Below are 13,957 nucleotides of genomic sequence, written 5' to 3'. Positions count from 1 at the left end.
GAGTGGGTCAAGGAAGTTGAACGAATCATCACTGAGATAGTTCGTAAACATTAGTTACCAGTCTTTGGCAGCAGGCAGGGCTGCCCGGGGCCATTAATTGATCGACTAAATTTAAGGTGGCCGCCGGTCTCTTAAGACTGGTCGATGGCTCAGGTGGCTAATTGCCATTCAAGGCGAATAAACCAGTCTAACGCCTTGTCCCCGATGCATCCATGTCAAGCCGATTGAGTGCTATCCGTACGCTAACAAGTGGTTGGCCTCATCGACACATAACCAGACGCGCCGTTCTTTCAGGTAACTACGCTGCAAACCCCTACGATAGCTGTCCGGCTAATCTGTATTGTCGATGATTCTGACAAGTATCGCTTTTTGCTTGAGATCACACTGCGCCGTTTCTTTCCTGATTATCCGGTGTGCTGCTTCAGCAATGGCCAAGCGTTTGTCGACCAGCTGTCCCGGCTCAGAAAGCCACGCCTGATTTTGCTTAATCAGTATATGCCTGCCCTGGATGGCTACCAGACGCTGCTTCATATTCGTCGTCAGGCGTATTACGTGACGGTTCCCATCGTCATGATGAGTGCCCATGCCCCGATTCAGGAAATTGATGGTTGCTACGAAGCGGGGGCAAATTCGTTTTTGGTAAAAGGTATTGGCGGGGTCAATAGCCAGGCGACTCTGGAGCTGGTCTTACGCTATTGGCTGAAGCTGAACCAGTAAGGTAGGCAGTGGATTACTAACTCACCGGCTTGGACCATACGAAGTTGACTCATCTTGACAAAAAGGGAGCCGACTTAGCTAGCGCTATAACCAACTGTGTTTGATGGCCGACACGAGCTGATTCATCTGGTGATGGGAGCCCGGCTTGATCAGGTAATCGCTGGCCCGCAGTCGCAGTGCCGCTTGCCGGTCTTGCTCGCTGTCCGAGGTCGTCAGGATAATCACCCGCAGATTAGCATAAGCCTTGCTGGTTCGAATGCGTTCAAGGGCTTCCATGCCGTTCATGCGGGGCATATTCAGATCAAGTAGCACCAGAGTGGGCAGCGACTCGGCCGCCTCAAGGGCCTTTAGCAGCTGCTCACCGTCGCCCAGAACCTGGACGCTGGTCGCTGGACTATGAGCCTTGATCAAGCCCTGAAGCAGAAACTGATCATCCTCGTCATCATCCACCAGATAAATATGTTGCCCGTTTGTCGCCATCATGTACGTATATGTTGGTACAACAACTAAGCGTTTAACCGCGTTCAGGCAGAGCGGTTGAAACCCGGTTAAAAGGCTATAGACTACACGTTCCTGGACAGATTAGGATGATAACAGTTTGACCAATAGGACCAGCAGTCTGTAGCAACCGGATAGTAGGCTTTAGAAGCGTGTCGCTATGCTGGTGATTGATTAATTTCTCTAGAAACAGACCCTGTTTGGCGTAGGGCCGACGCCAGCGCATCAAATAGGCCGGGCATTTCGCCCTCGCTTCCCATATCGGCGCTTAATAATGATAACGCATCGGCTACGGTGCCCAGCTGAGCCTGAATGGCTTTCTCATCGACGGGACTGGCCTGAAGCAGCAGTTTGAGCTGAGTCAACGCAGCGGCTACCGGCTTCATATTCTCTGCCTCTGAGAGGGGAAACAGCCACTCATCAATGCGGGCAAGACCCGCCTGGGGCGTCAGTTGAGCCGGTTCACCGGTTAACTGGTCAATAGTCTGGCTTAATAAATCAGTAGTATAGGCAAGGCTTAACATAGATGAAACGAACTAGAGCTCATGTAATAGCCCGGCGGACCAATCCGCCGGGCCTGAATCAATCAGTTACTGCGCAGATCGATCAAGCGCATTGTCTTTGGAATCGGTACCTAGTTTGGCCCCGTAACCAGCGGCAACTACCCCAATGAGTAAACCAAAAAAACCAAAGATGGCCGCCTTTGATCCGGCGGAGGCCGCTGCATTAGCCCCCTGCCGGGCCTTTACCGTAGCTTCCTGGCCGGTCTGAGCCAGTTTCACTTTGGCCTGCTGGTAGGTGTTGATCCAGCTGTCCACGGTCTGCTCCGACTCAGCCCGGCTCTTACCGGTACGCTTCATGACAACATTAACCGCATCCTCCCGGTCAACGCTGTTAACTGTAGCTGCTCCCTGTTTGAAGAGGCGCTTGAATAAGCCGCCTGCTACGTCGTCAGCCGCCTGTGGATTGCTGGCTGCCCGATCGGCTGCCGTTTCGGCTTGGTTACCCGCCTGAGCCGCCTTACGTTCCAGCGCGTTAGGATTCAGATTGGGATCGCCCGTTTGACGAAGTAGCTGATTGGCTTCCTCTTTCAGATCGCCCAGATCCACCTTGTCCAGGTTAATGCCATTTTCCTTAAGCTGGCCACCCACCACCGAGCTAATGCCCGGTGCTGCTGAGGCAACCGCCGAACCGGCCGTGCTAACAAGGCTACCCAGTAAACGTCCCGCTCCCCCAATCAGACTACCAATGGTCGTCGTCAAGAAGTACACGGTCAGCAGCGTAACCAGGCACCAGGTTAGTACCCCGTGAATAATTCCATCGAATAAGCGGGGGGTATTAGCCAGCCGACCTGCTACCCAGCCCCCTACGGCCAGGGATACCAAACTACTTATGATGTACCAAATGGCGCTTCCCGTGCCCAGGCCAGCCGTTGGGTTTTGCTCTTCGGTGGCGTCAATCGTACCCAGGCCAATGCCCAGGCCCAGCAATGTTAGCAGCATTTGGGTGACGATGGCTACCAGCACACCGGCAAAGATGGCGCTCCAGGAGATGCGCTTAATGAAATCGCTTTGTCCGTAAGGACGATTTGCGTACAAGGGGTTGTGTTCCATAGTAATGGGTAAGTTGATGATTCGTAGATGTGCAAAGACGGCCTAAGCGCCGCTGAAAGCGGGCTATTGGACCAGCGGCCGGTGAGTAATCGAAAGGCCCACCGTTAGGATAAAGCTTAAGTACCTGGCAGAAAATGGCCCTTCTTAAAGTGGCTAGGTAGTTGGTTCAGGAGAGAATCAGCCAGCGGCTAGTCCGTTTGCAGCTACGCTGCGTCTTATTGATGACTGATGTAGCGGCTCCAGTCAGGTTTTCTGTTTCGGTAATCCAGATAAGCTTCGCGCTTGTCGGTCAATGAATTGACCGTTATTCGTCAATTCATTGACCTCTTGTCAGTTTTATCCATGGTTGGTCCCACCTGGATAGCGTCACTGATCTTTTAGGCTGTCACCACGACCTCCTTGGCTAGCTACCCATTGCTGGTAAGTGGCCGCGTGCAGCTTTACTTAGGCAGGGAGCGGTGAGATGGCCAATGGCCAGCCGGTTATCGGGCCGTCTGAACCCTTTTTATCATTTTATCCGTGTGTACTTGTTCAATATTTGATCGTCAAAACCATGCCACTTAAGGAAAGGAAAAGTCAAGCTACTGGATTATAGATGGTTACGGGACAAGGCGTGATTTGTCTCGTTTCGTCGCGTCAGAATCTTTGGGGCATCCATTGCCCAGGATGGGGCATATTTACTTAACTAATTCTCTAACTATAAACTATTTATTGTCAGAGCTTTAGTTAAAAATTGTTAGGCAAAATTCATTAATCTAGATTGAACACTTTCTTGCATGGCCCGTCAAGTAGCTACCGGATTAGTCGTAACCCGTTTCCATAGGTACGTTTCAAAACCAGTTCTGCCACTGAGCGGCGGGGCATAGCTGCCCATGCGCCTACTCTGTTGGTTACTGTGTCTGCTCCCTTTAAGTCAGGGACAGAATAGCATCCGGGTTACCGATAGGGTGGTTTCTCCTTTTCGGCCGCCATGCCCCACTGGCAGGCATGCGGGTCCCGCTCAACTTGATTGAGTGGCCTTTGATTCCAGTAGCCGCTCAGTCATCCTGTTGACAGACCTGATGTACTGAGGAAAGAAGGGACCACAAAAAGCGTCACTTCAGTAGCTATAAACAAACATCCCCCCCCCGTCATAGCGGGGGGGGATGTTTGTTTATAGCTACTGAAGTGAACCAGAACCGGGTTTATTTCTAGGCCCAGTACAATTATCACCTAATAAGTTGACAACCATCATAACTCGAAGGCGATAGGGGAAATACTTTTATATAAATTGACAGAAAAGGCTACTTAGCGAAGAATCTGGCGGCATCTTTCTACCCTTAGATATGGGTTACGGCTAGGCCAACTCGTTAGGGTAGCATTACTACCTATCAATTAATTAGCTTACGCTTCGCTTACTCAGTTCACGGGGCTTCTTTGCCGGCCCTTTGCTTTCCGGGCTTCTGGCCTGGCTATCTCACAATATACAGAGCTTATGATACGAATCAATCTACTGCACAACACCCTGGTACGGGCGCGCTTCGCTACCAGCTGTGTGACCATTCGTGAACGGATCCAGGCCCTGATCACCAGCAATGAACAGCTCTCCCGGAAACTAATTAGCTTAAAAGCCAAAAATGAGCAGGTTCGTACCCAATGGTTTGATATGGCTCATCCTCAGCCAACTTCGAGACTGCCTGAGGATACGGTACCGGCTCTGATTTGGGTGGTCGATGATGATCAGGATGATCAATGTTTGCTCCAGGAAGCCCTTACGCACCTGGTGTCTCCCGTTACCGCCCGGTATCTCAGTGACGGTGATGAGCTTCTGCCTGCCCTAGCGTTAGCGACTGTTTTGCCCAAGCTTATCCTACTGGACCTGAATATGCAGCGTCAGGGTGGCCTGGAGACCTTACAAGCGCTGCGGGCTGCCAGTGCCTACCAACACCTGCCGGTGGTGGTTCTGACGACCTCTGAGGCGCAGCTAGACCGGGATAAGTCGTTTCAATTGGGGGCCGATGACTTTTTGACCAAGCCTGTCAGGCAGGCTGATTCGGTCTTGATGCTCGAGAAGCTGACTCTAGACTGGCACTTAACTGTAAACTGATTCGTCTACCCAGGGTATCTAGGCCTGTCCATGTATGAAACTAACGATCAAACCGACCGAGATTCCCTTCACCGTTGGCGCTACGGTATGGGTGAACCAGGCTTGCGGCGAGCTGGATCAGTATCCCTATTTCCAGGCGACCATCATTCAGATTATTCTGGACGGTTCACTGACCAATAGTATGGTCATTCGTCACCCCGGGAATACACACGAGCTGGTGATCAGCAACGGCATTTACGACCTGAAACCTGTTGGCGCTTACAGCCAGCTGAAGCGAGTGACCACAACGGTGGATTTTCTGGTATCACAAACGATAATCTTTCAAACCGAGAAGGAATTATTGGCGTATACGACAGGCAGGGTGTAGGTTCGGGCGTTAGGTGACCATGGCAATAGGCTATAGCCCTGGGGGACTCCGCTACACTCACTGATTCACTTCCAGCCAGTAGTGACACAGTAAGGTCAGGGTGTCCTTCATGCTCATAAGATCAAGGGGTTTGAGCAGAAACGAGTTGGCTCCCGATCGGTAGCAGCCCGCTCGTTCATGGGCGGAAGCCAGGGCGCTCATCATCACTACGGGCGTCGTGGCGGTGAGTGGGTGACGCCTGATGTGCTCCAGGGTCTGATGACCATTCATAACCGGCATGTGCCGGTCCAGAAGAATCAGACCAGGGGCGGACTCAAGCTGGGGCAATACGTTGACAAAAGCCTGACCCCCTACAAAGCAGCGTACTTGATAGGTAGGTAGCCAGCGGTGAAACAGGCTCTGAAGAAGGAAGAGGTAGTCTTCGTTGTCGTCAACTACGCAGACCAGGTTAGGCGTGTTCATAAAGCGCTGTTGAGATCCTCAGCTCAATCAACCCGTTACGCCCCAAGCAGACAGGTGATTTTTGGTTAAAGTTAGGCTATAACCTTACCGCGAGCCATAACGTTGGTATGGCTCGCTTTTACGGGGTACTGTGCGCGCAATAGGACTGCGGCCGCAACCGGTTATTCCTGAACTATTCTTCTTAAATTTGTTTACCAAGCCTGCCGTTGAGGTCACTACAGCAAGGTGTCAGCGGCGGCCAGGCCTTTTTAGGCGATTACTTAGCGGTGCCAGTGTCTGAAAAGGCCCGGCCGCTGCAGGGTCACTATATTATAGCCTTAAAGAAGTAGAACTCCCTTGACCACGGAGAATACAAGTCAAAGGCACAAGGCCCTGCTAGCATATGGAAAAAAGAAACATTATTGTCATTGGCGCGTCCGCGGGCGGGTTTGAGGCCCTGCAAACACTTATTGCTAACTTGCCCCCTGATTTGGAGGCGGCCATTTTCATTGTCTGGCACATGGCCCCCTCGGTGCGGGGCATGCTCCCTCAGGTGCTGAGCCGGTTGAACACCATTCCCGTGGCCTTAGTCCAAGATGGAGAGCCCATCAGGACCAACCGAATTTATGTAGCCCTACCCGATCAGCATCTGCTTGTGGAAGAGGGCCGTATCCGGGTGACTCACGGTCCTAAAGAAAACCATTTCCGCCCTGCGGTGGATCCGCTTTTCCGCTCGGCGGCTTACGCCTATGGTAACCGGGTTATTGGGCTGATTCTGTCCGGTGCACTCGACGACGGCACCGCCGGGCTGTGGACCATCAAGCACCTGGGTGGCCTAGCCCTGGTGCAGGATCCTAGTGAGGCCCAGGTGCCTTCCATGCCCAACAGTGCCATTCAACATGTAGCCATTGATTATAAGGGGTCTTTGGTCGAACTAGCCGCCCGGCTGACTCAGCTAGTGGAGCAGCAGATAGGACCAGCCGCTAAGCCAGCTATGAAAGACGATGAACAACTAAAACAAGAAATCTGCATCGCGGCCGATGATACGGCTGCGGGACTTCTGATGGCCCAATTTGGCTCACCCAGTTCCTTTAGCTGCCCAGAATGTCACGGTGTACTGACAAAACTGACCCAGGAAACCATCATTCGTTACCGGTGTCATACCGGCCATGCCTATTCGGCCAGTACGCTGTTAGCCGCTCTGACCGAAAACGTGGAGGATAACCTCTACAAAGCCATTCGCGGCGCTGATGAGAGCATGATGCTGCTTAACCAACTGGGCGACCATTTCGCTGAGGCCAATCAACCCAAGCTGGCGGCGCTTTATTTTCAGAAAGCGGGTGAGGCCCAGGCCCGCAATGCGCTCGTGCGCCAGGCCGTGCAGATGCATCAGGTACTAAGTCAGGACACGCTGCTGGCCGAAGAAGACCAGGTACCCAGCGATGATCTGGCACCAGCCCACTAAATGGTCAGTATTTAAATAGATACCCTACTTGTGAGCCAGACAAATTCAGCCCTAGTACCTTCCGCTCTGCCCGATAGTGGTGAGGTGTTTATCGTCGGTATCGGCGCGGAGGAGGGTGGCCCGCAGGCCCTAACCGCCTTTTTTGAACAGGTGCCGCCCGATTCGGGCCTGGCCTACGTCGTGATGCCGCACCTGTTGCCCGGCTACGAGGGGGAAATAACCCAGCTGTTGCAGGAGGTGGCTCAGATACCGGTCAGTCAGGTAAAAGAACGCGTTTGGGTGATGGCTAACCAGGTGTACGTGATACCGCCGGAGCGACAGTTGGTCATGAGTGATGGGTATCTCGCCGTCTTAGCCAGCGCCCGCCTCGAAGACCAGCGTGCCCCGCTTGATATGTTCCTGCGCACCTTGGCTGACACGCAGGGATCCAGGTCATTTGCCGTTATTCTCTCAGGCACCGGGGCCAACGGATCCATGGGCCTTAAGCGCATTAAGGAGCAGGGCGGGACCGTTTTTGTCCAGAATCCCCGTGAAGCGGCCTTTCCCGAAATGCCTCGCCTGGCCATCGCTACCGGGCTGGTTGACGCCATTCTGCCGGTTGCTCAAATTCCGGCCCGGCTACTGGCCTATCACCGCAACCCAGGCGGCGTTGACCAACTTCCTTCAGAACCCGAAGCGGCGCAGCTGGACGAGCAGCAAGCCCTGCGCGAGGTATTCACCCAGCTGCGCCTACGAACCGGTCACGACTTTTCCCAGTATAAACGACCAACGCTGCTGCGCCGCATTGACCGCCGCACTAAGCTGTTGAATCTACCCGATCTGCCTGCCTACGTTCTTTACCTGCGGGAGAACCCCAGTGAGAACCAGGTACTGCTGAAAGATCTGCTTATCTCGGTAACCAATTTTTTCCGGGACCCCCAGGCGTTTACGGCCCTGGATCAGGAAGCCTTGTCGCGGCTACTGCGCGACCGGGGAGCGGAAGATACCCTGCGTATCTGGGTAGCCGGCTGCGCTACGGGTGAAGAGGCCTACTCACTGGCCATGCTCTGCGTGGAGCGTATTCAGGGACTGGCGGATGCGCCTGCGGTGCAGCTCTTTGCGACCGATCTTGACGAGGCGGCCATTGCGATCGCTCGCGAAGGCCTCTATACCCTAAATGATGCCGCTGATGTAGCGCCCGAGCGGTTACATCGCTTCTTTACCAGGGAGGGCGATCGCTACCGCATTCGCCGGGAGATTCGGGAGATGATCCTCTTTGCCAAGCACAACGTGCTTAAGGATCCCCCGTTCTCCCGGCTGGATATAATCAGCTGTCGCAACATGCTGATCTATTTTAACCGGTCGGCTCAGGAGCGGGCAATAACTTGCTTTCACTTTGCCCTAAAGCCGGGTGGTTTCCTGCTGCTGGGTCTGGCTGAGACCCCCGATGGAGCCCCTGATCTGTTTGTTCCCCTGAACCGGGAGACGCACCTCTATCAGAGTCGACCTGTCAGCACGCGGTACTACCCCATACCGGAATTGCCCGCCCGCTTGTCCACCGATATGCCGCCCGGCCCGCCACCACCTACTCTGGAAGAGGGCCTGGGAAACGGGCGGCTGAGCCTGGGTGATTTGCACCTGCACCTGCTGGAACAGTATGCTCATCCCTCGCTGATCGTCAATGAGGAGTACGACATTCTGCACGTCTCGGCGCGGGCCGGGCGCTACCTGCACCTGGCCGGAGGGGAGCTGTCCAGAAATTTGCTCCAGCTTATTCTGCCCGAACTGCGCCTGGCGCTACGCACGGCTTTCTACCAGGCTACCCAGCAACAAACGCCGGTGGAGGCCCGGAATTTAAGGGTGCAGCTGGGAGACCAGTTGCAAACCCTGACCATCCATGTGCGCCCGGTCCTGGGGGCTACGGATCCGGGTCGGGGATTTATCCTGGTCTTGTTTGAACCAGATAACCAGCCAACCACCGACGGCTCCAGCCAGTTGATGGTCCGGGATCCGGTATCCTATCAACTCGAAGATGAGTTGATTCGCGTGAAAGCTCAGCTGCGGGCTGCCAGTGAGCAGCACGAAATCCAGGCTGAGGAGCTAAAGGCGTCCAATGAAGAGCTGCAAGCCATCAACGAGGAGCTGCGCGCGGCGGCCGAGGAGCTGGAGACCAGTAAGGAAGAATTACAATCCATCAACGAGGAGCTACTAACGGTTAACCAGGAGTTGAAAATAAAGGTGGAGGAAGTATCGGTGACGGGAAACAATCTCCAGAACCTGATCAACTCGACCGATCTGGCTACGCTGTTTCTGGACCGGGGCCTGCGGGTCAACCTCTTTACGCCCGCCACGCAGACGATCTTCAATCTGATTCCAGCCGATTTGGGTCGGCCCCTGAGCGACATTACCAACCGGCTGGACTACCCCCACCTGCTAACTGACGCAGAAGGGGTACTGACTAGTTTGCAACCCCTGGAGCGCGAGGTAAGAACCAGGGATGGGAACCTGTTTATGATGCGGGTGCTACCCTACCGGACGGCCGAAGACCACATCAATGGCGTGGTCTTTACCTTTGTTAATATCACTGAGTACCGGGCGGCTCAGGAGGTTAAATATTTTCTGGCCTCGGTTGTCGAATCCTCCCAGGATTCGATCATGACCACCAACTTTGATGGCATTATTACCAGCTGGAACCGGGCGGCCGAAGCGCTGTATGGGTATTCGGCCGGGGAGGTCATTGGCCAGCCAGTGACCATGCTGACGCTGCCCCAGGATTTAGCCCAGGCCCTGGGCAACATCGATAAAATTCAACAGGCGCAGCAGGTAGCTATTTTTGAAACCGAGCGGCTCAGCAAGGCCGGACGGAAAATAAGTCTGGAACTGGTCCTCTCGCCTGTAAACGATGAACGGGGGCGGGTCATTGGCGTTTCCACGGTGGGACGGGAGATCACCTCCCGCAAGCAGGCCGAACGGGAGGCGTCTCTTAAAAATTTGACACTTCGGCATCAGACCGAATCGCTCACCCGGGCCGGTAGCTGGGAGTACAATCAGCAGAGTGGCCACTTTAGCTGGTCGGAGGGTATGTACCAGCTGTTCGGCCTGGTTGACAACCAGCCCATAACGCTTGACATCTTTCCGGCCCTGGCCCTAAAGGCTGATCAGGCCGTCGCCCAGCGGCTCCTGGAGCAGTTTCAGCACAGCGATGAGCCCTTTGAGGAGGTGCTACGCATTCAAGTTGATGCCCAGGTAAGGACCCTTAAAATCACGGGGGTCTCTTTGCCCGGTGAGAATGCCGCTTCAGGCCGTCTCTTAGGCATCGCCTGGGACATCACCGAGCAGGTGCTGGCCCAGGAGCAGAGCCGGCAAAGTGCGGAGAGCCTGCAAGCCGTTCTGAACGCCTCACCAGCTTCTATTGGACTCCTCAAAGCGGTTCACGATGCGACTGACCCCAACCTGATCGTAGATTTCAGGCTGGTAGTAGGCAATACTAAAATAGCGCAGTTCTTTGATCAGCCCCTAGAGCAGCTGCTGGGTCAATCGGCTGCCCAGTTCAGTTCGCTGCTATGGGATGGGCAGACCCTGGAATTGCTGCGGCAGGTCTACGAGTCCAATCAACCCCGCTACGATGAAAAATGCCTGGCCACCGCTCCGCACGAGCGGTGGGTAGGCGTTGCCGTTAGTCGGCAGGATGACGGGCTGGTCGTGACGGGGCTCGACATTACGGAGCTTAAACAAACGCAGGGGCAACAGCAGTACTGGCTGGCGGCCCTGGAGCAGGCCTCGCAAAGCGCCCACCGGCTGACCCAGCTCCGTGATTCCCTTCAACAGCGGGGCGAACTGCTCCGGTCCGCTTCCCATGATTTGCGCGGTCAGGTAGGCGTTATTGCTACGGCTGCCCAGCTGCTGGGCCTGGCCAACAATGAAGCCAACCGGAGCAAGATGATCGAGATGATCCAGCGCAACATTCGGCAGATGGTCCAGCTGATGACGAACCTGCTGGATTTTTCCCGCCTGGAGGCCGGGCGGGAAACGGCTCAACTGGCTCGCTTTGACGTGGCTGAATTGCTGGAGGAGCTGGTCAAGAACGCCCAGCCCCTGGCCCAGGAGCGTGGACTGTGGCTTAAAACGGATGGGCTGGCTAAACTAGAGGTAGAAAGTGACGTGGTACAGGTGCGCCGAATGGTGCAGAACTTACTGTTCAACGCCTTGACATACACCCAGGCGGGGGGCGTGACGGTGAGCTGGCAGCCTTTGGCCGACAGCGCTGGCTGGCAGTTCAGTATAGGTGATACGGGTCCCGGGCTTTCGCCGCAGTTGCTTGACCGGTTGCAGGGTAAGTTACCCGCCAGTCAGGCAGGCGGACCAGTTAATGATGAACCCCTGGTGCTTCAGCCAAAGGGGGAAGGCATTGGCCTGTCGATTGTCAAGCAATTGTGTACGCTGCTGGGTGGCCGGTTGCTGGTGGAGAGTACACCAGCGGTTGGCACTCTGTTTGTTGTGCGCTTTGAAATAGGGCCCACTGCCTCAATTTAAGTAGTTGATGCCTGTTGGAGCGGGCCTAAAAAAGTTATGCTGACGTTCACTTTTTACCCCGCTACATGCGTTTACCCCGCCTGATTTACCTGGTCGACGATGACGCCGACTTTCAATTCTTAGTTCAACAGGTATTCGACCTGTTTCTTCCCCAGTACAGGGTTCGGTTATTTGGGGACGGAGCCGATTTGGTGGACGTGCTGGATGGAGTAGCTACGTCAGTGGATGACCTGCCAGGGTTGATCGTACTGGACGTGGATATGCCCCGGTTAGATGGGTTTCAAACCCTGGCTCAGTTGAAGCGCCATCCGCAGTGGCAATCGGTTCCCGTGGTGATCATGACCAACCGGACGGATTTGGACTACCAGCAACAGAGCTACCAGCTAGGGGCCAGCGCCTTTGTCCTTAAACCGATGGATCTGATGGCCATCAAATCGTTGATGACCCTGCTGTGTGAGTATGAGGGCGACTTCAGCGACTTTTTGGCTTCATACCAAAGGAGCCAGGTCACCTAGCCGATAGTCATATCGGCAGGTATACACTGAATGTAGCCCCCTGACCGGGCTGGCTAGTAGCGGTGATGGCTCCGCCGTGGTTGGCAGCTACCTTCTCACAGATGGCCAGCCCGATGCCCGTCCCCCCGTAAGCGCTGCTCTTGCCGTGCAGCCGCTGAAAGACCTGGAAGATGCGTTCCGCGTAGTCTTGATCGAACCCGATGCCATTGTCAGTCACATCAATCCGGTAGTAAAATTTAGCTACCCGGACTGGTTTTACCCGCCCGGGTAGGGTGGTACTCGCAATCCGGGTAGACCGGATCGTAATTAAAGGCCTTGTGGCGGAACAGCGAAACTTGAGCGCGTTGCTAAGCAGGTTCTGGAATAATTGACCTAACTGCCGGGCATCACCCAGTACGGAGGGAAGCAAGTTCACCTCAATATCGGCCTGCGCCTCTCCGATTTGTAGTTCCAAATCAGTTAGCACTAGATCGATTACCTTGTTTAGTGGGGTAAGCTCTTGACTATCCTGCTGGGTGGAGATGCGGGAAAAGCTTAGCAAATCATGGGTAAGCCTAGACAGGCGGGCCGCCGCTACCTGCATGCGCTGAACGTAGTCGGCCGCCTCGCCCAGTTGAGAACTATATTGGTCCTGAAGAAGGGCCCCAAATGCCTGAATCTTGCGTAGGGGCTCCTGGAGATCATGGGAGGCTACGTAAGCAAACTGCTGGAGACTTTCGTTAGATCGGTTAAGTTGCCCATTTACCTCCCTGAGCTGGCCGTTGGCTGCCGCCATGGCCTCGTAGCTGGCCATCAATTCTTCGTTAAAGATGGCTAGTTCCTCGTTGGCAGTGGCAATAACGTGTCGCTGCTGGACCTGCTCGGTCACTTCCGTGCATACTACCAGGATTCCGGTGATAGCTTGTTCCCTGTCGCGGACAGGCTCGCAAACAAAGTCAGTATAGGTGAGCGCTGATTGGCCCTGGCGCGTTAGGGTAATGGGCATTTCCTTGGCAACAAACCGATTACCCGTCTGGTACACTCCCTGTAAAAGGGATTCCAAACCTTGTCCCCTGGTCTCGGGCAACGCCTCAAATAAGGGCTTGTCTACTACCTGATCTGAGGGGCGGTCCCAATAGGCCAAGACCCGCTGGTTGGCCAGGGTGATGACATAGTGGGGTCCACTGAATAAGGCCACTCCTACGGGGGCCTGCTCAAATACGTGCCGAAACCACTGCTCACTCAGGGTCAACTCCCGCTGCCGGACCACCTGCTGGGTGGTTTCCTGGCAAATAACCAGTACGCCCGCAATCTGATCCTGATCATCCCGGACCGGACTATAGCTAAAGGTCCAGTACACGTCCTCCAAATGGCCATTTCGCTCCATAGGGATAAGTTGATCTTCACTCCAGGTAGACTCCTCGCCCCGTAATACCTGATCAATCAAGGGCTTAATGATAGGCCAGGTTTCCGGCCAAGTCTGGACCCCTGGCCTACCCAGCGCAGCGGGGTGTTTACCCCCTTCCCCTCCCAGGCTGGGCCGGTAGGCATCGTTGTAGAACTGGATGAGTTCTGGTCCCCACCACAGAAACGTAGGAAAGCGGGAGGCCAAGATCATGCTGACCGTTGTGCGCAGGCTTTGGGGCCACTGCTCGGGCGGTCCAACCGGCGAGCGAGCCCAGTCAAAAGCCCGGGTGAGCGCCCCCATTTCGCCGCCCTGCGGTAGAAAGGGCCAGGCAGAGGGTGGTTGGTTGAGCATGTAGA

General features: G+C 54.9%; 11 protein-coding genes. 6 read left to right on the top strand and 5 right to left on the bottom strand.

Annotation, left to right across the window (positions count from 1 at the left end):
* Window positions 1-303 precede the first annotated feature (303 nt).
* The gene (locus J2I46_RS30540; protein ID WP_262898073.1) at window positions 304-717 is read left to right on the top strand and encodes a response regulator; all 414 of its coding nucleotides are present in this window, start codon (window positions 304-306) and stop codon (window positions 715-717) included.
* A gap of 84 nt (window positions 718-801) precedes the next feature.
* On the opposite strand, the gene J2I46_RS30535 is transcribed toward J2I46_RS30540, so the two are convergent.
* From J2I46_RS30535 to J2I46_RS30525, 3 genes are all read right to left on the bottom strand, one after another.
* Window positions 802-1,200: a response regulator gene (locus J2I46_RS30535; RefSeq protein ID WP_207332901.1), complete on the bottom strand. Its 399-nt coding sequence runs from the start codon at window positions 1,198-1,200 to the stop codon at window positions 802-804.
* A 173-nt stretch (window positions 1,201-1,373) separates the two neighbouring features.
* The gene (locus tag J2I46_RS30530; protein ID WP_207332900.1) at window positions 1,374-1,739 is read right to left on the bottom strand and encodes a hypothetical protein; all 366 of its coding nucleotides are present in this window, start codon (window positions 1,737-1,739) and stop codon (window positions 1,374-1,376) included.
* A 66-nt stretch (window positions 1,740-1,805) separates the two neighbouring features.
* Window positions 1,806-2,828 carry a YrzE family protein gene (locus J2I46_RS30525; RefSeq protein WP_207332899.1) on the bottom strand — a complete coding sequence of 341 codons (1,023 nt, stop codon included), beginning with the start codon at window positions 2,826-2,828 and terminating at the stop codon, window positions 1,806-1,808.
* A 1,474-nt stretch (window positions 2,829-4,302) separates the two neighbouring features.
* On the opposite strand from J2I46_RS30525, the gene J2I46_RS30520 reads away from it, so the two are divergent.
* Window positions 4,303-4,914: a response regulator gene (locus J2I46_RS30520; protein WP_229380039.1), complete on the top strand. Its 612-nt coding sequence runs from the start codon at window positions 4,303-4,305 to the stop codon at window positions 4,912-4,914.
* Between the two features lie 34 nt (window positions 4,915-4,948).
* The gene (locus tag J2I46_RS30515) at window positions 4,949-5,281 is read left to right on the top strand and encodes a hypothetical protein (RefSeq protein ID WP_207332898.1); all 333 of its coding nucleotides are present in this window, start codon (window positions 4,949-4,951) and stop codon (window positions 5,279-5,281) included.
* Window positions 5,282-5,338: 57 nt separating this feature from the next.
* Here the strand turns inward: J2I46_RS30515 and J2I46_RS30510 are convergent, their stop codons facing one another.
* Window positions 5,339-5,743 carry a response regulator gene (locus tag J2I46_RS30510; protein ID WP_207332897.1) on the bottom strand — a complete coding sequence of 135 codons (405 nt, stop codon included), beginning with the start codon at window positions 5,741-5,743 and terminating at the stop codon, window positions 5,339-5,341.
* 382 nt (window positions 5,744-6,125) lie between these two features.
* Here J2I46_RS30510 and J2I46_RS30505 point away from each other — a divergent pair, with 382 nt between their 5' ends.
* From J2I46_RS30505 to J2I46_RS30495, 3 genes are all read left to right on the top strand, one after another.
* Window positions 6,126-7,187 (top strand): chemotaxis protein CheB, encoded by a 1,062-nt coding sequence (locus tag J2I46_RS30505; protein WP_207332896.1) that lies wholly within the window; start codon window positions 6,126-6,128, stop codon window positions 7,185-7,187.
* A gap of 30 nt (window positions 7,188-7,217) precedes the next feature.
* Window positions 7,218-11,699: a CheR family methyltransferase gene (locus J2I46_RS30500; protein ID WP_207332895.1), complete on the top strand. Its 4,482-nt coding sequence runs from the start codon at window positions 7,218-7,220 to the stop codon at window positions 11,697-11,699.
* Window positions 11,700-11,764: 65 nt separating this feature from the next.
* A complete protein-coding gene (locus tag J2I46_RS30495; RefSeq protein ID WP_207332894.1) occupies window positions 11,765-12,214 on the top strand; it encodes a response regulator in 450 nt (149 codons plus the stop codon).
* 7 nt (window positions 12,215-12,221) lie between these two features.
* Here J2I46_RS30495 and J2I46_RS30490 read toward each other — a convergent pair whose 3' ends face one another.
* A complete protein-coding gene (locus J2I46_RS30490) occupies window positions 12,222-13,952 on the bottom strand; it encodes a sensor histidine kinase (RefSeq protein WP_207332893.1) in 1,731 nt (576 codons plus the stop codon).
* Between the last annotated feature and the right edge of the window lie 5 nt (window positions 13,953-13,957).

Source organism: Fibrella forsythiae (genome assembly GCF_017353175.1).
GTDB lineage: Bacteria > Bacteroidota > Bacteroidia > Cytophagales > Spirosomataceae > Fibrella > Fibrella forsythiae.
The sequence above is the reverse complement of the archived record's forward strand: the minus strand, read 5'-3'. Positions and strand labels throughout refer to the sequence as shown.

Coding starts and splice junctions, on each gene's coding strand:
- J2I46_RS30535 (WP_207332901.1), bottom strand. CDS start 1,200: ATGATGGCGACAAACGGGCAACATATTTATCTGGTGGATGATGACGAG.
- J2I46_RS30530 (WP_207332900.1), bottom strand. CDS start 1,739: ATGTTAAGCCTTGCCTATACTACTGATTTATTAAGCCAGACTATTGAC.
- J2I46_RS30525 (WP_207332899.1), bottom strand. CDS start 2,828: ATGGAACACAACCCCTTGTACGCAAATCGTCCTTACGGACAAAGCGAT.
- J2I46_RS30520 (WP_229380039.1), top strand. CDS start 4,303: ATGATACGAATCAATCTACTGCACAACACCCTGGTACGGGCGCGCTTC.
- J2I46_RS30515 (WP_207332898.1), top strand. CDS start 4,949: ATGAAACTAACGATCAAACCGACCGAGATTCCCTTCACCGTTGGCGCT.
- J2I46_RS30510 (WP_207332897.1), bottom strand. CDS start 5,743: ATGAACACGCCTAACCTGGTCTGCGTAGTTGACGACAACGAAGACTAC.
- J2I46_RS30505 (WP_207332896.1), top strand. CDS start 6,126: ATGGAAAAAAGAAACATTATTGTCATTGGCGCGTCCGCGGGCGGGTTT.
- J2I46_RS30495 (WP_207332894.1), top strand. CDS start 11,765: ATGCGTTTACCCCGCCTGATTTACCTGGTCGACGATGACGCCGACTTT.
- J2I46_RS30490 (WP_207332893.1), bottom strand. CDS start 13,952: ATGCTCAACCAACCACCCTCTGCCTGGCCCTTTCTACCGCAGGGCGGC.